A 19,195-nucleotide genomic window follows, 5' to 3' on the forward strand; every position below is an offset into this window, starting at 1 on the left:
AACCTGGATGCATGAACGTGAACGCGGCGATCGCCGCACTGGCGGCGCTCGCCGGGCTGTGCACCGGCGTCATCGCCATGCTGGCGTTCCGCTGGAGCGAACGCGAACAGGCGAAGCCTACGCGCTCCTCACTGCACACAGACGCTGCGCTGCCGCCCGGCGTGGACACTGTCCTCTCCGTCCTGCGCTCCTCGGCCGTCGTCCTCGACGAGGCGGACGCCGTGGTCAAGGCCAGCTCCGCGGCGTACGCGCTCGGGCTGGTCCGCGGCGGGAAGCTGGCCGTCGAGCCGATGATGCAGATGGCCCGCGACACCCGGCGGGACGGAGAGATCCGGCAGATCGAGCTGGACCTGCCCCGGCGCGGCACGGGCCGCGGCGAGGCCCTCGCGGTGTCGGCCAGAGTCGCCCCGCTGGGCTCCCGCCTGGTGCTGCTGCTGGTGGAGGACCTCACCGAGGCCCGGCGGATCGAGGCCGTACGGCGCGACTTCGTCGCGAACGTCAGCCATGAGCTCAAGACCCCCGTCGGCGCGCTGTCCCTGCTGTCCGAGGCCGTGATGGACGCGTCCGACGACCCCGAGGCGGTCACCCGCTTCGCCGGGCGGATGCAGATCGAGGCGACCCGGCTGACCAGCCTGGTCCAGGAGCTCATCGACCTCTCCCGAGTACAGAACGACGACCCGCTGGAGGACGCGGAGCCGGTCCGCGTGAACGAACTGGTCGCCGAGGCCATCGACCGGTGCCGCCACCAGGCGGGCACCAAACAGATCACCATGGCCACCGGCGGCACCGCCGATCTGCACGTATGGGGCAACCGCGGCCAGCTGGCCGCCGCGCTCGGCAACCTCGTGGAGAACGCGGTCAACTACAGCCCGGCCCGTACCCGCGTCGGCATCGCCGCCCGCCGTATCCCCTCCACCGGCGGCGAACAGATCGAGATCGCCGTCACCGACCAGGGCATCGGCATCTCGGAGAAGGACCGCGAGCGGGTCTTCGAGCGCTTCTACCGGGTGGACCCGGCCCGCTCGCGTCAGACCGGCGGGACCGGGCTCGGGCTCGCCATCGTCAAGCACGTGGCCGCCTCGCACGGCGGGGAGGTCACGGTGTGGAGCGCCGAGGGACAGGGCTCCACCTTCACCCTGCGGCTGCCGGAAGCCGGCTCGGTACGCGACCGCGACCGAGACCGCGACCGCTCGTCGCGCGAGCCGTACGAGACCAACGCTGACCTCGATGGAGAGGACCAGGACGGGCCGTACGAGACCAATTCCTGTGAACACCTTTCTGCCCCGGAGGTCCTTCCGTGACCCGAGTTCTGGTCGTCGAGGACGAGGAATCGTTCAGCGACGCACTGTCGTACATGCTCCGCAAGGAGGGATTCGAGGTCGCGATCGCGGCAACGGGACCCGAGGGGCTCGACGAGTTCGAGCGCAACGGCGCCGATCTGGTGCTGCTCGACCTGATGCTGCCGGGCCTCCCCGGCACGGAGGTGTGCCGTCAGCTGCGCGGCCGCTCCAATGTCCCGGTGATCATGGTGACCGCCAAGGACAGCGAGATCGACAAGGTCGTCGGCCTGGAGATAGGAGCCGACGACTATGTGACCAAGCCCTTCTCCTCGCGTGAGCTGGTGGCCCGCATCAGGGCCGTGCTGCGCCGCCGCGGAGAGCCGGAGGAGGTCGCCCTGGCCGCGCTGGAGGCCGGGCCGGTACGGATGGATGTCGACCGGCACGTGGTCACGGTCGGCGGCGGCAAGGTGGACCTCCCGCTGAAGGAGTTCGACCTGCTGGAGATGTTGCTGCGCAACGCGGGCCGGGTGCTGACCCGGATGCAGCTGATCGACCGCGTCTGGGGCGCGGATTATGTGGGCGACACGAAGACGCTGGACGTTCACGTGAAGCGGCTGCGCGCGAAGATCGAGCCCGATCCGGGGGCGCCGCGGTATCTGGTGACGGTGCGTGGGCTGGGGTACAAGTTCGAGCCGTAAACCCGGGCCCCAGATCGCCGGACGGAGTCCGGCGCAGCGTCCCGAAGCCCGTGAGGCCCCCTGGGGCCGATCGGTGCGAGGGGCGCACGGGGGAGCTTCGCCGCGAGGGCCCTGGAAGTCGCTTCCAGGGCCCTCGCGGCGGTTGCTGTCGCTGTCGTTGCTGTCGGCTCAGTGACCCGTCGGCGCCGGTTCGCCCGACGCGATGCCGTTGGCCGGCGTGCCGCTCTCGTTCGCCGCGCCGGACGGCTTGTTGGTCGCCGTGGCGGTGCCGGACGCCGGGGAGCTCGGCTTGTTGGTCTGCTCGCCGCCGGGGGTGGTGGGCGCCGTGGTGGATGGGGTCGTGGACGGGGTCGCGGTCGGCATCTGCGACGGGCCCCAGTCCTCGAAGTAGTGCGTCGCCGGGACCACGAACGCCGTGATCGGCACGTCGCCTGTCTTGCTGAGGTCGAAGACGATCGGCTGCGCGTCGCCGTTCCTGGGGGCCTCGCGCCCGTCCACGATGACCGCGGAGGCGTTGCCCTTGCCGCCGAGGAGTACCGAGCCGCCGGCCGGGACGACGACCGCGCCCTTGCCCTTGGCCGGGGACACCTTCACCTTGGTGGCGGTCCCGGGGAGCGTGATGGCCTTGAGGGTCTGGTTGTCCCCGCCGTTGTTGAAGATCTTGGCCGTGATGACGGCCGGGCCCTTCGTCTTGCGGTCCGGCTGGGTCACGACAGTGGCGTTCTGGATCTTGATATCGCCGACGGACGTCGCGGCGTTGTCCGGCTTGACCTGCAGCGTCTGCGCGTCGTTCCCGGCCGCGCAGGCGGAGAGTGAGGCGACCGAGACCACGAGGGCGGCGGCGGCGAGGGCGCCGCGTCGAAGGCTGCTGCTCACGGCGGCGGCATCTCCTAGGGCTAGGTAAAAGTTGGATCAGCGGGCTTAGGTTACCGATCCCCTTGTCCGGGGCCACACCCGACCCACCCGGGGTCGCCCCCGCCTGTCCGGCGCACCGCCCGGGGTCGTACCCCGGGCCGTACTCGGGGCGGTGCCCGGGGGGTACGCGGCGCTGTACCCGGGCCCGGGTACGGCCCCCGCGTACGGGCCCGCGTCCCGTCCATCCGGCCGTCCATCCGGGGCCGCTCCCCGCACCGCTCCCGATCCGATCTTCAGCTTCCCGGATCCACTTCTGACGTGTGTGTCTGATGTGCGTGTCTGATGTCTGATGTGCGTGGCGAATATCTGTCCGGTGGGGGAAGCGGGCGATTATCGGTAAGGAATGTGTGGACGTCCGAGAATTGATCAACACTCTTGATCCACTCTTGATCCACCCCTGATCCACTCTGGCGTGATCAATTCGGGAAAGAGGATGGGATCAGTAGCTCCGGGCCCGAACGGAGTAGCGGAAGTCCTTCGACCGGACTCCGGCAAAACGGGACGTAAGGTCACTCGTGAGGGGGTGCCGGGGGGTGTAGCGTACGGGTTTCAGTGCGCCCGTGCAGCCGCTCCCACCTGCGAATACCCGCTTCCGCTGCCCTCGCACAGCACGTTCCGCCTGCTGTTGTCAAGCCCCGAGATATGCCCTGACCTGCGAAAACGCCATTCAGAAGAAGGCGTTCCCGTGTTACCCTGGATAGCCACGGAAGGGGTACCTGTCACATGACGTTCAAGGTTGGCGACACCGTGGTCTATCCCCATCACGGGGCCGCGCTGATCGAGGCCATCGAAACTCGCCAGATCAAAGGCGTGGACAAGACCTACTTGGTGCTGAAGGTCGCTCAGGGTGACCTGACGGTTCGTGTGCCGGCGGACAATGCGGAGTTCGTCGGTGTGCGTGATGTGGTCGGCCAGGACGGGCTGGACCGGGTCTTCGAGGTGTTGCGCGCACCGTACGCCGAAGAGCCGACGAACTGGTCCCGTCGCTACAAGGCAAATCTCGAGAAGCTCGCCTCCGGCGACGTTATCAAGGTCGCCGAAGTGGTGCGCGACCTGTGGCGCCGAGAGCGGGAGCGCGGACTCTCTGCCGGTGAGAAGCGCATGCTTGCCAAGGCACGCCAGATCCTGGTGAGTGAGCTCGCCCTCGCTGAGAACACCAACGAGGACAAGGCCGAGGCCCTGCTCGACGAGGTCCTCGCGTCCTGACACATAGATGCCGCGGTGCCCGAGTGACTCAGACGACATAGCGTCTGTCGCCGGGCGCTGCGGCATGTGCGCATGCCGGTGTCGCCGAACATTCCGGTGCCCTGAACGTCCGGCCTGCTGTCACCGCGCCCGGCGCTCCGGCCGACTGTTCGTCGGCTCCGCGCCGACGGTGCTGGTGTGCCGGGCCCGGGCAGCTGGCTCGACCAGTCGTCACGGAAGGGGCTGGTCGGGTCATCGCGCCCGGCACGCTGTGGCCATACCCATTTCGGTCGAGGAAGCAAACCTGAACGCCAACTCAATGTCCGTATCAGGGCAGTCCGCTGATTCCGGGGGCACCGAGAGCCCCGCCCGCCCCACCCGTACCGCCGCCGTCATCCCGGCAGCGGGCCGCGGGGTGCGGCTGGGGCCCGGCGCGCCGAAGGCGCTGCGCCCGCTCAGTGGCACGCCGATGCTGGTCCACGCGGTGCGCGCCATGGCCCGGTCGCGTTCCGTCACGCTGGTCGTCGTGGTCGCCCCGCCGGACGGGGCCGATGAGGTCCGTCGGCTGCTCGACGCCTCTCCACTGGCCGGAAACACCGAGGTGGTGGTGGTGCCCGGCGGCGAAACCCGCCAGGAGTCCGTCCGGTGCGGCCTGGCCGTCGTACCCGAGGACATCACCTGCGTCCTCGTCCATGACGCGGCGCGCCCGCTCGTCCCCGTCGACACCGTGGACGCGGTGGTCGCCGCCGTACGGGAAGGGGCGCCCGCCGTCGTCCCGGCGCTGCCGCTCGCCGACACCGTCAAGCAGGTCGAGCCGCGCACCGGCGACCGGGCCGGCGAGCCCGAGCCGGTGGTCGGCACCCCGGAGCGCGCGCTGCTGCGCGCCGTGCAGACTCCGCAGGGCTTCGACCGGGCCACGCTGGTCGCCGCGCACGAGAAGATCGTCCTGGAGGGCGAGGGGGCGACGGACGACGCCGGGATGGTGGAGCGGCTCGGGGTCGGGGTCGTGGTCGTGCCCGGGCACGAGGAGGCGTTCAAGGTGACCCGGCCGCTGGACCTGGTGCTGGCCGAGGCCGTGCTCGCCCGGAGGAGGGCCACCGATGGCTTCTGAAATCTCCAAACCCTCTGGGCTCTCCGGGTCCTCCGGGTCCTCCGGGCTCTCCGGGTCCTCCGGAACTGCCGCGATCCAGGGGATGCCGCTCGTGGGCATCGGCACGGATGTGCACGCCTTCGAGAAGGGCCGCGAGCTGTGGTGCGCGGGTCTGCTGTGGGAAGGCGATGAGTGCGGAGAGTACGGCCTGGCCGGGCACTCCGACGGCGACGTCGCCGCGCACGCCGCCTGTGACGCGCTGTTCTCCGCCGCGGGGGTCGGCGACCTCGGGGCGCACTTCGGGACCGACCGCCCCGAGTGGGCCGGGGCCTCGGGGGTCACGCTGCTGGCCGAGGCCGCCCGGATCGTCCGCGCGGCGGGCTTCGAGATCGGGAACGTGGCGATCCAGGTGATCGGCGTACGCCCGAAGATCGGCAAGCGGCGGGACGAGGCGACGAAGGCGCTCTCGGCGGCGGTCGGGGCGCCCGTGGCGATCTCGGGCACCACCACCGACGGCCTGGGCCTCACCGGCCGGGCGGAGGGTCTCGCGGCGATCGCCACGGCCCTGGTGGTGCGAGTGGGCTAGCCGCTCGCGGTGGGTCGGGGGAAGTCGCTCCGCCGAACGGTTCCCCCGTGGGGATGTGACGGTGTGTCGGGCGCCCATCGGGTACTCAGCACACCGTACGTACCTCACGTACCTCACGTATCTCGCGAGGGAAGGAACCGCCGTGCCAGCCGCACTCTCCGACGAGCTCAAGCGTCTTCTCGACACCCCCATCTTTGTGACCGTCGGGACCATCCAGCCCGACGGCAGCCCGCAGCTCTCACCTGTGTGGGTGAAGCGCGACGGCGACGAGCTGCTGTTTTCGACCACCATGGGGCGGCAGAAGCAGAAGAACATCGCCCGGGAGCCGCGGGTGTCCGTCGTGGTGCAGCCCTCCGAGGATCCGTACAACTACGCGGAGATCCGCGGCAGCGCCGCCTACACCACCGAGGGTGCCGACGACCTGATCGACGAGCTGTCGCTCAAGTACACGGGGAAGAGGTACGCCGAGTTCAACCCGGCGTCCGCGCAGGATGCCCAGCGCGTCGCCGTACGGATCACCCCGCGCAGGGTCGTCGGCAGCATCTGAGCGGGCCGGGCCGTGCCGACCGGAGCGGCGCATGCCGACGACCGGAGCGTCCCAAGTGTCACGCTTCTGTGTCCCTGCGGCCATAAGGTCGCGGGGCACTGTCGCCTTCCGTCTACCCTTGATGCGTGACTATTCGCCTGTACGACACCAGCGCCCGGCAGATCCGTGACTTCAACCCGCTCACGCCGGGCTGCGTCTCGATCTACCTGTGTGGCGCTACCGTGCAGGCCGCCCCGCATATCGGGCACATCAGGTCGGGGCTCAACTTCGACATCATGCGCCGCTGGTTCACCTACCGCGGCTACGACGTGACGTTCATCCGCAACGTCACCGACATCGACGACAAGATCATCGCGAAGTCGGCGGAGCAGAACCGCCCATGGTGGGCGATCGGCTATGAGAACGAGCGCGCCTTCAACTCCGCGTACGACGTCCTCGGCTGCCTGCCCGTGACGTATGAGCCCCGGGCCACCGGCCATGTGCCGGAGATGATCGAAATGATGCGGGGACTGATCGAGCGGGGTCACGCCTACGCCGCCGAGGGCAGCGTCTACTTCGACGTGCGCTCGTACCCCGGCTATCTGCAGCTCTCCAACCAGGAGCTGGACGGGCTGCGCCAGCCCTCCGGCGAGGGGGAGAACGGCAAGCGCGACCCGCGCGACTTCGCCATGTGGAAGGCGGCCAAGCCCGGCGAGCCGAGCTGGGAGACCCCGTGGGGGCGCGGCCGGCCCGGCTGGCACCTGGAGTGCTCGGCGATGGCCCACAAGTACCTGGGCTCGGCCTTCGACATCCACGGCGGCGGCGTCGACCTGATCTTCCCGCACCATGAGAACGAGATCGCGCAGGCCAAGGCGTTCGGCGACGACTTCGCGACGTACTGGACGCACAACGCCTGGGTGACCATGAGCGGCGAGAAGATGAGCAAGTCGCTCGGCAATTCGGTGCTGGTCTCCGAGATGGTCAAGCACTGGCGCCCCATCGTGCTGCGCTACTACCTCGGCACCCCGCACTACCGCTCCATGATCGAGTACAGCGAGGAGTCGCTGCGCGAGGCCGAGTCCGCGTTCGCGCGCATCGAGGGCTTCGTCCAGCGCGTCACCGAAAAGGCAGGGAAGGTCGTCCCGCCCGCGCCCGAGGTGCCGCCCGCGTTCGCGGAGGCGATGGACGACGACTTCGGCGTCCCACAGGCGCTCGCGGTCGTCCACACCACCGTCCGCCAGGGGAACTCGGCCCTGACCGCCGACGACAAGGAGTCGGCGGTCGCGCGGCTGGCCGAGGTGCGCGCCATGCTCGGCGTGCTGGGTCTCGACCCGCTCGACGAGCACTGGGCGGGCGGCCCGGAACGGGGTGAGGATCTTCACGGCGTGGTCGACTCGCTCGTACGGCTGGTCCTGGAGCAGCGGCAGGCCGCGCGGGGCCGTAAGGACTACGCGACGGCGGACGCCATCCGTGACCAGCTACAGCAGTCGGGGCTGGTCATCGAGGACACCCCGAGCGGGCCGCGCTGGGAGCTCGGCTCGCGCTGACCCCGGCGGCCCCGCCCCGACCGGCCCCGCCCCGCCCCGACCGACCCCGACCGATCCCCGACTGAAGCGGTGCGCCTCCGGCACACCCACACGACATGACCCAAGCAGGCAGCCGCCGGACCAGGTCCGGCGGCACAGCCGCGCGAAGCCGTGAGGCCCGCCAGGGCCGGGCGGCCGGCGGGCGGCCACGGATGAGAAACAGGTGAACCCCATGGCCGGCAACAGCCAGCGCAGGAACCGTCGCACCGCCAACAAGAAGGGCGCGACGGTCGGCAGCGGCGGCAAGCGGCGCCGGGCCCTGGAGGGCAAGGGCCCCACCCCGCCCGCCGAGATGCGTAAGGGCCACGCCAAGCAGCGCGTCGCCAACGCGCGCGCCAAGCAGGCGGCCCGCCGCCCCGCCCCGCGCCGCGGCGCGGGCAAGGGCTCGAACGAGCTGGTGGTGGGCCGTAACCCGGTCGTCGAGGCGCTGCGCGAGGGCGTCCCGGCCAGCATGCTGTACGTCCAGCAGTTCATCGACAGCGACGACCGGGTGCGCGAGGCGCTGAAGCTCGCGGCCGACCGCGGCGGCATCCACCTCATGGAGGCCCCGCGCCCCGAGCTGGACCGGATGACGAACGGCCTCAACCACCAGGGGCTCGTGCTCCAGGTGCCGCCGTACGAGTACGCGCACCCCGAGGACCTGCTCGCGGCCGCGGCCGACGAGGACCAGGACCCGCTGATCGTCGCCCTCGACGGGGTCACCGACCCGCGCAACCTGGGCGCGGTGGTGCGGTCGGTGTCGGCGTTCGGCGGCCATGGCGTGGTGGTGCCGGAGCGGCGCGCGGCCGGGATGACGGCGGGGGCGTGGAAGACCTCGGCGGGCACCGCGGCGCGTACGCCGGTGGCGCGGGCGACCAACCTCACCCGCGCGCTGGAGGCGTACAAGAAGGCGGGCCTGATGGTGGTCGGGCTGGCCGCCGACGGCGAGACCGAGGTGCAGAACGCCGAGGCGCTGGATGGCCCGGTGGTGATCGTGGCCGGCAGCGAGGGCAAGGGGCTGTCCCGGCTGGTCGCCGAGACCTGCGACGTCCTGGTGCGCATCCCGATGCCCGGCGGCGCCGAATCGCTCAACGCGGGCGTCGCGACGGGTGTCGTGCTGTACGAGGCGGTCCGGCACCGGGGCTGACCGGTCCGGCACCGGTGCTGAAACGGTCGGGCATCGGGGCTGAGCGGTCCGGCATCGGGGCTGAACTGATCATGGCTTGACGGGCCTCGGACACCTCGGGGCGGTCACGGCAGTGTCCTATCCGCGCGTCACTCGGTTAGATGAGCGTGGAGACCAGAACACCCCGCACGCCCATGGGGGGACGCGCACCGGGTTTTGACGACGAGCCACAGCTGACCATGGCCAAGGTGCCGAGCGATCCGGCGCAGGTCACCGTCAATCCCGCGAGCTTCCGGGTGCAGCTTGCCGCCCCGGTGGTGAGCGGCGCGCTCGCGGACACCACGCGGCTCGCCCGCGTCCCGGCCGCCGCCCGGCGCCGCCCGCCCGTGGTCTGGAGCGGCCGCACCCGGCCCGGCGGCGACGCGGCGGCCACCCGGCTGCTGCAGGCCGTGCGGTACGCGGGGGTGGGACTCGAGGGTCCCGGCCCCGGTGTCGGGGCCGGCGGCGAGGACGTGGCCGCCACACAGGTGCTGCCGCGGCTCACCTTCGACGACGGGCCGCCCACGGTCGTCGGCCCGCGCCGCAGCCCGCGCACGGAGGCTGTGCCATCGGCCGAGAGGGCCGGGGCGCGGTACGGGGCCCCGCGGGAGCCGCGCACGCCCCAGGGCCGGGCGCCCCAGGGCCGGGCGGCGGCCCGGGGCGGGGGCGCCGAGGTGCCGCGCCAGCGGCGCCACGCCGACTCCGTACGGCATGCCTACTACCCCGGCCGCCGGATGAACCTGGGCGTGGTGCTGCTCCCGCTGCGCATCTTCCTCGGCCTCATCTCCATCTACGCCGGCATGGGCAAGCTCTCCGACCCGGTCTACTTCGACGGCGGCGAGCGCGGCTCGATGGTCACCTGGCTGCGGTCGCTGCACCCCTGGCCGATCGCCGAGCCGCTGCGCGACTTCGCGCTCGGGCATCCGGTGGGCGCGGGCCTGACGGTGGCCTTCCTCCAGGTCGTGGTCGGGGTGCTCACGGTGCTGGGGCTGTGGCAGCGTCTGGCGGCCTTCTTCGGCGCGGCGCTGTCGGCCGCGCTGATCCTGACCGTGAGCTGGCGGACCGTACCGGTGTACGACGCGCCGGACATCATCTATCTCGCCGCCTGGAGCCCGCTGATCATCGCGGGCGCCCCGGTGTACTCGACGGACGCCCGGCTCGCGGGCGAGGCGTGGCGGCGGCTGGGGCCGCGGGTCGGGCTGTGGGCGCTGCGGCGGCGGGTGCTGCGCCGGGGCGGCTTCATGGCGATGATCGTGGTCGGGGTGACGCTGCTGCTCGGCTCGATGCTCGGCGGCGCCGTACGGGCCTCGGAGACGGTGCGCGCGCCGGAGCCGAGCGACGTCCCGACGAACAACCTGCCCGGCTCGCCGCTGCCTCGGCGGGCCGACCAGAGCCCCACCGGCGCCACCCGCGGCCCCCTCGGCGCGGGCGGCGCGCCGTCCCCGCGCGCCCCGGTGACCAGCCCGACCGCCCCGTCGGCGGCGTCCTCGGCGGGCTCGCCCAGCGCGTCGGCCCCGGCCGGCGGCTCCGGCCGCCCCAGCCCGTCCCACGGTGGCGGCGCGCGGACCGCCCCCGGACAGCCCCGGCGGCCCGCCGACCCGGCGACCACGGAAGGGTCGTCGTCGGCGGGCGGGCGGAGTGGCCGGGGCGGCCGGGGCGGACTCGGGATCGGCGAGGGCGAGACCTGGCCCGAAGTGGCCGCGGGCAGCGGCGGCATGTCCGGCGACTCGTACGGCTACGGCGAGGGCTCCCCGGAGGGCAGCGGAGCCCTCGGCGGCCTCCTCGGCTGACGCGTCCGTCGGCTGACGCGTCCGTCGGCTGACGCGTCAGCCGGTTGGCGCGTCGGTCGATTGACGCGTTGGTCGGTTGACGGGCCGGTCGGCTGACCTCGCCGGTCGGCTGACGCGTCCGTCGGCTGACGCGCCGCGGCCTGGTGCCTGGTGCCTGGGAACACTCTTGCTGGAATCATCTTGGGGGGCGGACCGCGGTCCGCCCCCCAAGTCAGTGCGCAGGCGCGGCCATTCAGGCGGCCATGCGGAACGTGGGCGCGGCCCGGCTCATGCGCGCTGGGCGGTGTTCATGCGCGCTCGGCGGCGGGCGCCTGGCCCGGCGCGCCGTGCGGCGGCTGTCCGGCGGCCAGCTCCTTGGCGGCCTCGGTCAGGTCCTTGGCCGTGTCGATGGCGCGCCAGTACGCGCCGTGGGGCAGTGGGAACCCGGCCAGGCGGCGCTCGCGGGCGAGCCGGGGGAAGGTGGTGCGCTCGTGGTCCCCGCGGTCGGGGAGCAGCGCGGTGAAGTCGGCGGAGAAGACGTAGACGCCGGCGTTGATGAGGTACGGCGACGGCGGCGCCTCGATGAAGTCGAGGACGTGGCCGAACTCGTCGGTCTCCACCGCGCCCCAGGGGATGCGCGGGCGGGCCAGGGCGAGCGTGGCGACCGCGTCCCGCTCGCGGTGGAAGTCGGCCATGTCGCGGAGCGAGAAGCGGGTCCAGATGTCGCCGTTGGTGGCGTACCAGGACCGGTCGGGGTGCGGGAGCGACGCCGCGGCGAACTTCAGACCGCCGCCGCGGCCGAGCGGCTCCTTCTCGACGACCGTCGTCACCCGCAGCGGCAGGTCCGCCGACTCCAGCCAGTCCTGGAGCACCGCCGCGAGGTGACCGCAGGAGACGACGGCGTCGGTGACGCCCTCGGCGGCCAGCCAGGCGAGCTGGTGGCCGATGATCGGGGTGCCGGTGCCGGGGATCTCGACCATGGGCTTGGGGCGGTCGTCGGTGTACGGGCGCAGCCGCGAGCCCTGGCCTCCGGCCAGGACGACGGCTTGCGTGGGGCGCGCGGGCAGTGGGTGCCGCGCCGCGGTGCGGGCGTCATCTGTCATGGGCCGCACGATATGCGGGACCGCCAGGGACATAACGGTGGGGGCGGCGAGCCGCGTCAGCGGCGGGCCCGGGCCACGCCGGTCGCGTACGAGGTGTCGCAGACCGGGCGGGAGTAGGCCTGGGCGCGGTCCGCGCCGCCGTACTTGGCGACCGCGGCGCGGCCGAGGGCGCGGGCGATGGAGGCGCAGTGCCTGGCCAGCGACGGCCGCTCGGACGTGGCGGCCTGGAGGTGGGTGAGCGCCACGGCCGGGTCCTTCTCCTGGAGTTCGGCGAGCAGCCGGTCGCGCAGCGCCTCGTGCGGGGCGCGGTGGGCGGCGCGGGTGGACGCCTTGTCGGAGGAGGCGGTGAGGATCTGTGACTCGGACGCCGGGGAGGCCCACGGGACGCGGGTGACGGCGAGTGTCCCGGAGAGGACGAGGACGACGGGGAGGACGAGGGCGAGAGTTCTGCCGATGCGGCGTGCTGCGGTGTTCAAGGACGTTCCTCGCGGTTCGTGGCCGTGCTCGACGGTCGGTGCGTACGGGACTGCGGTACGCGGCGATCGTAGCGAGGAGCGATGATTTGGCGACATTTAGTCACCGTATCGAGGGACCCGATAGGCCAGAGAGCGGGGCGAGCCTTGACGAGTTGGGGTGAAATGCCCGATCTGGCAGGGTATTTATCTGTCGGGGTATTTGTCGATACAGCAACAGGCGGCGGCAGTCGGCGGCAGGCGCCGGCGGCAAGGCGGTGATGGCAGGCGGCGATGGCAGGCGGTGATGGCGGGACGGCGGTGGCAAGACGGCGGCGCCGTCCGTCAGCGCAGAGGCGGACGGACGGCGCCGTGGGGTCTACCGGTGGCGAGCTCAGTCGCTCAGGCGCTCGCCGGTGGACGTCGAGAAGACGTGGATCTCGCCCGGGCGCGGGACGACGTGGAGCTGGGTGCCCTTCTCCGGCACCTGGCGGCCGTTGACCCGGACGACCAGGTCCTTGACCTCGCCGCTGACATCGGCGGTGCCGTAGACGTAGCCGTCGGCGCCGAGCTCCTCGACGACGTTGACGGTGACGGCCAGACCGGCCGGGGCGTCCTTGCTCGCCTTGGTGAGGGCCTTGGCGGCGGCGCCGTTCTCCTCGACCACGTCGAAGTGCTCGGGGCGGACGCCGACGGTGACCGTGCTGTCGCCCTTGTCCGCCGCCGCGCTGAGCGCCTCGCGGCTGACCGGGACGACGCTGTTGCCGAACTTCACGCCGCCGTCGGTGATCGGCACCTCGACGAGGTTCATCGCCGGGGAGCCGATGAAGCCCGCGACGAAGAGGTTGTTGGGGCGGTCGTACATGTTGCGCGGCGAGTCGACCTGCTGAAGCAGCCCGTCCTTGAGCACGGCCACCCGGTCGCCCATGGTCATGGCCTCGACCTGGTCGTGGGTGACGTACACGGTGGTGATGCCCAGGCGGCGCTGCAGGCTCGCGATCTGGGTACGGGTCTGCACACGGAGCTTGGCGTCCAGGTTGGACAGCGGCTCGTCCATGAGGAAGACCTGCGGCTCACGCACGATCGCGCGGCCCATCGCGACACGCTGCCGCTGACCACCGGAGAGCGCCTTGGGCTTGCGGTCCAGGTAATCGGTGAGGTCCAGGATCTTGGCCGCTTCCTCGACCTTCTGCCGGATCTCCGTCTTGTTGACGCCGGCGATCTTCAGCGCGAAGCCCATGTTCTGGGCCACGGACATGTGCGGGTACAGCGCGTAGTTCTGGAACACCATCGCGATGTCCCGGTCCTTCGGCGGGAGGTGGGTGACATCGCGGTCACCGATCCGGATCGAGCCGCCGTTGACGTCCTCGAGGCCGGCGAGCATCCGCAGGGAGGTGGACTTGCCGCAGCCGGAGGGGCCGACGAGAACGAGGAACTCGCCGTCCTCGATGTCGATCTCGAGCTGATCGACGGCGGGCTTTTCGGTGCCCGGGTAGATCCGGGTCGCCTTGTCGTACGTGACCGTAGCCATGCTGATCTGGTCCCTTCACCGGCAGGAACGTGCCGGACGATCCGAGTAAAGGCAGGGGTCTAGTCCACTCGCGCGGACTGGCCGTGACCTTACTTCGGGGTGGGGCTCCCTGTCTCTACTTGTGCGGACCAAACTTTGGACGAGCGGAGGATTTCGAACGGATCACCCCTCGGCGTGGGTACACTGCTGGGGACGCGCCGACTTAGCTCAGCTGGTAGAGCACCGCTCTTGTAAAGCGAAGGTCGTCGGTTCGAACCCGACAGTCGGCTCTGTATGCAAATGCGCTGACCTGGGGTTTCTCCCCAGGGAAGCGTTTTACTCGGCCTCGGACTCCTCGTCCGGGGCCGTTTGCGTGATCGATGCGTGAGCGGACGGGCCGCCAGGCCCTGATACCTCTCCCGACGGATCAGCACCATTCGGCACGGGCTCCGGGCCCGGCCTCTTCCGCCTCGTCGGGCTCGGGCTCCGCTTCGGGCGCCGGTTTCCTCGGAGGTGACGCGTGCGCGTGGCACAAGCCGGGCTGCGGCCTCGCTTCGGGTCGTCCTCCGAGGTCGTCATGCGGCCCACGGAAACACCCTCGGACGGGCACGCCGAGGTACGCATCGTCGCTGCCTCCCCCGAGGTCGCCCGTCGCGTCACGGAGATTCTCCGCCACTGCCTCGCCGGCACCGAGCAGCGCAGCTATCCCGCGGATGCCGAGGGAGGGACCCGCCTCCAGCTCACCGTGGACTCCGCCCGCGCGGCAGAACCGGCACGGTCCTGGCTGGAGACCAGCCGCTCCTCGGAGGACTGCCGCCGACGGAAGTGAGCGGCGTCCAGGAGCGGTCCGTTCGGCCTCTTCGGGGAGTAGCGTGAACTCATCGGGAGCATTTCGCACACCGGCCCCCATGCCGGTGTCGTTCCCGGTGAGCAACGACACCGGCCGACTGCCCACGCGCAGAGGTCCGGAGACGGGTTCGCGCGATGTCCGCGACCACCGACCATCCCCCGCTACGGGCCGTGCCCTTCAGGGCCCCGACCGCGCGCCTCGCGCTGAAACCCGTGAGTCCTTCACCAGAGCACGGCGAGCTGGACGGCGCCTGGTGGCCTCGTTCACGTGACCTGACACACGAACTCTCCGCTCTGGCGGACGTACTGGATCCGCTGTGGGGACGGATCATCCGTATCGCCGTCAACCCGCGCCACTGGCCGATCATCCCGCGCGAGATCGTCGTCAACGGCCATATGGTGAAGGTCGGTTGGCTGACGTCGGAGCAGGATCCGCACAAGATCCTGCTGCTGTCCTACACAGCGGGCCGCTGGGACCTCCTGGTAATACCCCCGGAGACCAGTGCCCCCTCGGCCGCCCGGCTGATGGCCGCCGCGAGCGCGAGCACCAGCCCGCTGACCGCGACCGCTCTCATGACAGCGGAAGAGGCCAGCGACACTTCCTCGTCGTACGAGGCCACGGCCGGACGGCCCGGCCGATTGGTGTCAGGGATGTGATGGTCGCCGTCATCGCCCTGGTCGTCAGTGCCCTGGTGATTCGCCGGCCCGTCCATGGTGGGCCGAGTCAGACGTGACCGCCCGCAGCGGATGCCATGAGCGGTTCCGCGGCCTCCTCCGTCGTGTCCGGAGGGACGACCAGCAGGTCCCAGCGCCCCCGGCCGGGGGCGAGCAGGACGACCGTGTGCGGGGCGGATGCCGCCGGTGTCCTGCGCAGTCGTACGACCTGGTTGGAGACGAGCGTCCGGCCGGGCGTCGCGGACCACTTCGCCCCGTTGACCGTGACGCTGCTGATGTGGCCCCACGCAGGCGGCAACCCGGCGAGCAGTGGCGGGAGTTCCGCGAGCAGGTCGTACGAACGAGGCCACCACGCGCCGTCGATGGGTCGGGGCAGACCGCCGAGGGGTGCCAGGCGCAGACGGAGAACAGGGCGGGAGGGAAGCGGGGGTTGCAGTGCGGTGGTCATGAAGGCTCCTGCCAACTGCCGTATATCAATGAGTGGTTGACGTCAGGCGCGACAGGCGGCGACGCGGGCCGGCGTCGGCCGGCGCACCTCGCACACCCAGCTGGTACGGAACGGGCGCTCACCGATCATGGTGGGACAGCGAGTTCGCGCTCCAGGTGACATGGTGGAGCAGCGCGATCCGCACGAGTCCCGCCCACAGCAGGGCGGTCACGCCGGCCACCCAGGTGCCGCCGATCGCCCAGCCCGCCGCGAACGGCAGCGTGAGGGTGAGGACGCACAGCACCGGAAGGCGCGGGCGACGGCACGGATGTCGCGGTCGGCCAGCAGAGCGGGGCGTAACGTTCCGTCGGCGTGCGGGCGGTGCGGAACAGCCAGCCGACATGGGCGTGCGGCAGCCCGCGCAACTGGCCGCGCAGATGCGTGCCTTAGCGGTAGGGGGAGTGCGGGGTCGCCGGGCCGGTCCGTCAAGAGGTGATGACGGCGGTGGGTGGCGACCCAGCCGATGACATCGCCCTGGAAGGTCATCGAACCGGCCACCGCCAGTGCGATGCGTACCGGCGGAAGGCCCGGTAGCCGCCGTGCGTGAGACCGCGGTGGAATCCGGCCGTGACGCCCAGACCGGTGAAGGTGTGGAGAACGACGGCCAGCAGGATGTCGGCGGGATGGATGAGGCGCCCCCACAGCAGCCAGCCGACCAGGCCGAGCGCCACGAACGGCAGGACGACGATCACCGCCGTCACCGCGACATACAGCCGCTCCGCGCCGTCGCGCGCGGGCACCGGGCCGTCCGGCGGAAAGGGGGATGTCCCGTCGTAGCACCTGGGACGGTGAGGCGATGTTCGGCGGAATCGCCGTCGTGGATGCGGTGGAAATGAGCGACATGGGGGCTCCTCGGCCTCGGTGCGGGTGGCGCGGCCGGGGTCAGGGGCTACCCCTGTGATGGGAGTCGCGAGGACTGGGCCGGTTCGGATACCGGCATACGAAGAGCCTCGCCACCCCCACCGTACTCCCGCACGCTCCGAAACGAGGCGGGCCGGATCGCGTGGCCACCGCGTTGAAAGGGCTGTCGCCGGACGTTGACTGGCAGCACGGCGTAGGGCCATGCCGCTCCGGAACACACGGCGAAGCATTCCGTCTTCCCGCCTCGCCCGGACCCCGCGGGAACCCGCGGGCCAATCCGGGGGGCCCGCAGAACGCCGTACCCCGGGCCCGGAGGCGCTGCTCCCGTCGGCCGAAGGGGACGAGATCGTCCTGCGCCTCCGGCACCGACAGTCCGCGCAAGGCGCTGGAAGAGGCCGAGAGCGCCTACCACGAAGCCACCGCCCAGCTCGTGAACGCCCTCGCGGAACGGCGGCGTGCGTCTCCTCCGCGCCGGCTGGCAGGACCAGGTCCCTGAGACACAGTCCGACGAACTTCGGCACGCGCTGAGGCAGTACCGGGAGATCACACAACGACTGCTCCACCTCTAGGCGGCCGCAGGTCCGCGCTGCGGCGGAGCGGGGAGTAGCGTAGACACTACCGAGGGCATTTCGTACACCGGCTTCCATGCCGGGTCGTTCTCGGCGAGAGATGAAAACCGGGCCGCCGCAAAGGCGGCCCGGAGACGGGTCCGCCTCATGTCGGCAACGTTGTACCCAACCCTGCCGCACCACGAGTCCGCCGCAGCCCCGGCCGCGCGTCTCGCATTGAAGGCCGAGGGCACGTCCCGCGGACTCCTGGACGGGGCCTGGTGGCCCCGCTCCCGGGATCTGTTGAGCGAACTGCCCGCATTGACCGACGTGTTGGACCCCTTGTGGGGCCGCATCACCCGCATCGCCGTCAACCCGAAGTACTGGCCGGTCATCCCCCGCAAGGTTCCCGTGGACGGCCACATCGTCAAGGTCGGCTGGTTCACCCCGGAAATCGATCCGCACAAGCTGCTGCTGCTCTCCTACGGCACCGGCCGCTGGGACCTGCTGGTCATCCCGCCCGAAACCGGGGCGGATTCGGCGGCCCGGCTGATGGCTGCCGCGTCCGACTACGACGGCCCGCCACTGACCGCGAGCGCACTCATCGCCGCGGACGAGGCCCGGCACGCCGTCTCCGCGACCGACCAGCCACTGGACCCGGACGAGACATGGGAGTACGAAGGCGGCGCCTCCGCGGTGTCCGCGGCCGTTCCGGAACAGACCGGTCCGTCCAGTCAGACCAGTCGTCTGATCGTCGGTATGTGAGGTGGCCGCCATGAACGCCTTCCTGACAGTCGCCGCCTTCGTGGTTCTCATCGCAGCGGCGGCATACGTGATCCACCGGCTCAACATCCAGCATGCCGACAGAGTCGCCGTGCACCGGTACAGCGTCGCCCTGCCCGGCCGCCGCGGCCCCCGGTGGGACCGGCCCGGTCCGAGTCGCCGACCACCGGCGAACGACGGGACCACCGTGACGGGGGCCGTGGCCGCTTCCCGCCGCGCCGCCGCGGCAGCCGCACCACTCACCACAGGTGACCATCCGGTTTCCGTCACCGGCCTCGCGCACGGACCGCCGACTCGGCTCGTACCGACGCGTGCGCCCGGGAACACACACCCGGGCCATGGACCGCGCGAGGAGCGGCCGGGACCCATGAACCGAGGCGTCATGACTCTTCCGCAGCTGAACATCTACCGGCACGACCGGGGCACACGAACACTGATCACCCTGGCCGGTGAGATCGACCCGACCACCGCGCCCCAGGTGCGGACCGCTCTGGAGCGGTGCCTGCGGGACGGCATCACCACCATCGACGTCGACCTGACCACCGTCGGCCGCTGCGACAGCAGCGGCCTGCGCGTCTTCCTCGACGCGTCGCGGCACGCCGCCGAGACCCACGCGTCCCTGCGACTGCACTACCCGTCCCCGCAGACCGCACGGCTCCTCGCGGAGACCGGCTCCGATCGCGTGTTCCTGTGATGGACCGGGCCGGAACGGCGCAGCTAGGGACCGGAGTTGATGAGCCGGCTCCCTGAACGCGATCCGCCTGCGCCGGCTGAACCGCGGGCAGGCCGAGAGCCTGCGTGAGAACCTCGCGGACCTGTACGTGAAGTCCGCCGTCGGGGCGGGCGGCGAGGAGTACCGGGACAGGGAAGGTTTCCTGCGCCGCCTGGCGGGGGCCGTCCAGCGTCCGCCCGCACGACCAGAACCGCGACATCGCCGACCGACTGCAGGAACGCCTGCTGACCGACCTCCACGCCGCGCTCGGAGTCACTCTGGTTCATCCGTACGACCGGAGCGCCCTTGCCGCGTTCCAGTCCTGGGGGTGGCTGGACATCGGGGAGATCGTGCGGCTGCCCGGCCCGGTCACGCTGCGGGTGCTGGTCCTGCCCGTGGCACGGTCGCTCCGGCCGGATTCCCCGGCGAACCGCAC

General features: G+C 71.4%; 20 protein-coding genes, 1 tRNA gene and 1 pseudogene. 15 read left to right on the forward strand and 7 right to left on the reverse strand.

Annotated elements, in window-relative coordinates:
- Window positions 1-11: 11 nt before the first annotated feature.
- Complete coding sequence (locus ACWY4P_RS29230) at window positions 12-1,301, forward strand: sensor histidine kinase (RefSeq protein ID WP_456203316.1); 1,290 nt, start codon at window positions 12-14, stop codon at window positions 1,299-1,301.
- Window positions 1,298-1,978 carry a response regulator gene (locus ACWY4P_RS29235; RefSeq protein ID WP_456203317.1) on the forward strand — a complete coding sequence of 227 codons (681 nt, stop codon included), beginning with the start codon at window positions 1,298-1,300 and terminating at the stop codon, window positions 1,976-1,978. Before ACWY4P_RS29230 ends, ACWY4P_RS29235 begins: the two co-directional genes overlap by 4 nt.
- Window positions 1,979-2,146: 168 nt before the next feature.
- On the opposite strand, the gene ACWY4P_RS29240 is transcribed toward ACWY4P_RS29235, so the two are convergent.
- Window positions 2,147-2,854: a DUF461 domain-containing protein gene (locus tag ACWY4P_RS29240; protein ID WP_456203318.1), complete on the reverse strand. Its 708-nt coding sequence runs from the start codon at window positions 2,852-2,854 to the stop codon at window positions 2,147-2,149.
- Window positions 2,855-3,616: 762 nt separating this feature from the next.
- On the opposite strand from ACWY4P_RS29240, the gene ACWY4P_RS29245 reads away from it, so the two are divergent.
- The 7 genes from ACWY4P_RS29245 (at window position 3,617) to ACWY4P_RS29275 (ending at window position 10,800) form a co-directional block, all read left to right on the forward strand.
- Window positions 3,617-4,099, forward strand: coding sequence for a CarD family transcriptional regulator (locus ACWY4P_RS29245; RefSeq protein ID WP_003953493.1), 483 nt, complete (start codon window positions 3,617-3,619; stop codon window positions 4,097-4,099).
- A 298-nt stretch (window positions 4,100-4,397) separates the two neighbouring features.
- Complete coding sequence (gene ispD, locus ACWY4P_RS29250; protein WP_456203319.1) at window positions 4,398-5,189, forward strand: 2-C-methyl-D-erythritol 4-phosphate cytidylyltransferase; 792 nt, start codon at window positions 4,398-4,400, stop codon at window positions 5,187-5,189.
- A gap of 82 nt (window positions 5,190-5,271) precedes the next feature.
- On the forward strand, window positions 5,272-5,754 hold the full coding sequence (gene ispF, locus ACWY4P_RS29255; RefSeq protein ID WP_456213092.1) for a 2-C-methyl-D-erythritol 2,4-cyclodiphosphate synthase: 483 nt from the start codon (window positions 5,272-5,274) through the stop codon (window positions 5,752-5,754).
- Between the two features lie 142 nt (window positions 5,755-5,896).
- The gene (locus ACWY4P_RS29260; RefSeq protein ID WP_456203321.1) at window positions 5,897-6,301 is read left to right on the forward strand and encodes a PPOX class F420-dependent oxidoreductase; all 405 of its coding nucleotides are present in this window, start codon (window positions 5,897-5,899) and stop codon (window positions 6,299-6,301) included.
- 125 nt (window positions 6,302-6,426) lie between these two features.
- Window positions 6,427-7,827, forward strand: coding sequence for a cysteine--tRNA ligase (gene cysS / locus ACWY4P_RS29265; protein WP_456203323.1), 1,401 nt, complete (start codon window positions 6,427-6,429; stop codon window positions 7,825-7,827).
- A gap of 211 nt (window positions 7,828-8,038) precedes the next feature.
- Window positions 8,039-8,992: a 23S rRNA (guanosine(2251)-2'-O)-methyltransferase RlmB gene (rlmB, locus tag ACWY4P_RS29270; protein ID WP_456203325.1), complete on the forward strand. Its 954-nt coding sequence runs from the start codon at window positions 8,039-8,041 to the stop codon at window positions 8,990-8,992.
- Between the two features lie 173 nt (window positions 8,993-9,165).
- Window positions 9,166-10,800 (forward strand): DoxX family membrane protein, encoded by a 1,635-nt coding sequence (locus tag ACWY4P_RS29275; RefSeq protein ID WP_456203327.1) that lies wholly within the window; start codon window positions 9,166-9,168, stop codon window positions 10,798-10,800.
- Between the two features lie 287 nt (window positions 10,801-11,087).
- On the opposite strand, the gene ACWY4P_RS29280 is transcribed toward ACWY4P_RS29275, so the two are convergent.
- The 3 genes from ACWY4P_RS29280 to ACWY4P_RS29290 all read right to left on the reverse strand — a co-directional run bounded on the left by ACWY4P_RS29280 (window position 11,088) and on the right by ACWY4P_RS29290 (window position 13,865).
- A complete protein-coding gene (locus ACWY4P_RS29280) occupies window positions 11,088-11,882 on the reverse strand; it encodes a nucleotidyltransferase family protein (protein WP_456203329.1) in 795 nt (264 codons plus the stop codon).
- A 56-nt stretch (window positions 11,883-11,938) separates the two neighbouring features.
- Complete coding sequence (locus ACWY4P_RS29285; protein WP_456203331.1) at window positions 11,939-12,358, reverse strand: hypothetical protein; 420 nt, start codon at window positions 12,356-12,358, stop codon at window positions 11,939-11,941.
- Window positions 12,359-12,728: 370 nt separating this feature from the next.
- Complete coding sequence (locus tag ACWY4P_RS29290; RefSeq protein WP_456203333.1) at window positions 12,729-13,865, reverse strand: ABC transporter ATP-binding protein; 1,137 nt, start codon at window positions 13,863-13,865, stop codon at window positions 12,729-12,731.
- Window positions 13,866-14,061: 196 nt separating this feature from the next.
- Here ACWY4P_RS29290 and ACWY4P_RS29295 point away from each other — a divergent pair.
- From ACWY4P_RS29295 to ACWY4P_RS29305, 3 genes are all read left to right on the forward strand, one after another.
- Window positions 14,062-14,134 (forward strand) — tRNA-Thr (locus ACWY4P_RS29295).
- 287 nt (window positions 14,135-14,421) lie between these two features.
- Entirely contained in the window at window positions 14,422-14,673 is a 252-nt protein-coding gene (locus tag ACWY4P_RS29300; protein ID WP_456213093.1) for a hypothetical protein, read from the forward strand.
- A gap of 233 nt (window positions 14,674-14,906) precedes the next feature.
- Window positions 14,907-15,350: a DUF5994 family protein gene (locus tag ACWY4P_RS29305; RefSeq protein WP_456203335.1), complete on the forward strand. Its 444-nt coding sequence runs from the start codon at window positions 14,907-14,909 to the stop codon at window positions 15,348-15,350.
- A gap of 67 nt (window positions 15,351-15,417) precedes the next feature.
- On the opposite strand, the gene ACWY4P_RS29310 is transcribed toward ACWY4P_RS29305, so the two are convergent.
- The 3 genes from ACWY4P_RS29310 to ACWY4P_RS29320 form a co-directional block, all read right to left on the reverse strand.
- Window positions 15,418-15,816 (reverse strand): DUF5994 family protein, encoded by a 399-nt coding sequence (locus ACWY4P_RS29310; protein WP_456203337.1) that lies wholly within the window; start codon window positions 15,814-15,816, stop codon window positions 15,418-15,420.
- A 118-nt stretch (window positions 15,817-15,934) separates the two neighbouring features.
- Window positions 15,935-16,099 carry a hypothetical protein gene (locus ACWY4P_RS29315; RefSeq protein WP_456203339.1) on the reverse strand — a complete coding sequence of 55 codons (165 nt, stop codon included), beginning with the start codon at window positions 16,097-16,099 and terminating at the stop codon, window positions 15,935-15,937.
- A gap of 238 nt (window positions 16,100-16,337) precedes the next feature.
- Window positions 16,338-16,595, reverse strand: coding sequence for a hypothetical protein (locus tag ACWY4P_RS29320; protein WP_456203340.1), 258 nt, complete (start codon window positions 16,593-16,595; stop codon window positions 16,338-16,340).
- Window positions 16,596-16,917: 322 nt separating this feature from the next.
- Between ACWY4P_RS29320 and ACWY4P_RS29325 the strand changes: the two are divergent.
- The 3 genes and pseudogenes from ACWY4P_RS29325 (at window position 16,918) to ACWY4P_RS29335 (ending at window position 18,741) form a co-directional block, all read left to right on the forward strand.
- Window positions 16,918-17,285 (forward strand): annotated as a pseudogene (locus tag ACWY4P_RS29325) (hypothetical protein).
- A gap of 147 nt (window positions 17,286-17,432) precedes the next feature.
- A complete protein-coding gene (locus ACWY4P_RS29330; protein ID WP_456203341.1) occupies window positions 17,433-18,029 on the forward strand; it encodes a DUF5994 family protein in 597 nt (198 codons plus the stop codon).
- 385 nt (window positions 18,030-18,414) lie between these two features.
- Window positions 18,415-18,741 (forward strand): STAS domain-containing protein, encoded by a 327-nt coding sequence (locus ACWY4P_RS29335; RefSeq protein WP_456203343.1) that lies wholly within the window; start codon window positions 18,415-18,417, stop codon window positions 18,739-18,741.
- Window positions 18,742-19,195: the final 454 nt, after the last annotated feature.

The organism is Streptomyces sp. LZ34, assembly GCF_053890475.1.

Bases quoted from the DNA above. Each gene is read 5' to 3' on its own strand.
- ACWY4P_RS29230 (WP_456203316.1), top strand. From the start codon at position 12: ATGAACGTGAACGCGGCGATCGCCGCACTGGCGGCGCTCGCCGGGCTG.
- ACWY4P_RS29245 (WP_003953493.1), top strand. From the start codon at position 3,617: ATGACGTTCAAGGTTGGCGACACCGTGGTCTATCCCCATCACGGGGCC.
- ispD (WP_456203319.1), top strand. From the start codon at position 4,398: ATGTCCGTATCAGGGCAGTCCGCTGATTCCGGGGGCACCGAGAGCCCC.
- ispF (WP_456213092.1), top strand. From the start codon at position 5,272: ATGCCGCTCGTGGGCATCGGCACGGATGTGCACGCCTTCGAGAAGGGC.
- rlmB (WP_456203325.1), top strand. From the start codon at position 8,039: ATGGCCGGCAACAGCCAGCGCAGGAACCGTCGCACCGCCAACAAGAAG.
- ACWY4P_RS29275 (WP_456203327.1), top strand. From the start codon at position 9,166: ATGGGGGGACGCGCACCGGGTTTTGACGACGAGCCACAGCTGACCATG.
- ACWY4P_RS29280 (WP_456203329.1), bottom strand. From the start codon at position 11,882: ATGACAGATGACGCCCGCACCGCGGCGCGGCACCCACTGCCCGCGCGC.
- ACWY4P_RS29290 (WP_456203333.1), bottom strand. From the start codon at position 13,865: ATGGCTACGGTCACGTACGACAAGGCGACCCGGATCTACCCGGGCACC.
- ACWY4P_RS29300 (WP_456213093.1), top strand. From the start codon at position 14,422: ATGCGGCCCACGGAAACACCCTCGGACGGGCACGCCGAGGTACGCATC.
- ACWY4P_RS29310 (WP_456203337.1), bottom strand. From the start codon at position 15,816: ATGACCACCGCACTGCAACCCCCGCTTCCCTCCCGCCCTGTTCTCCGT.
- ACWY4P_RS29330 (WP_456203341.1), top strand. From the start codon at position 17,433: ATGTCGGCAACGTTGTACCCAACCCTGCCGCACCACGAGTCCGCCGCA.
- ACWY4P_RS29335 (WP_456203343.1), top strand. From the start codon at position 18,415: ATGAACCGAGGCGTCATGACTCTTCCGCAGCTGAACATCTACCGGCAC.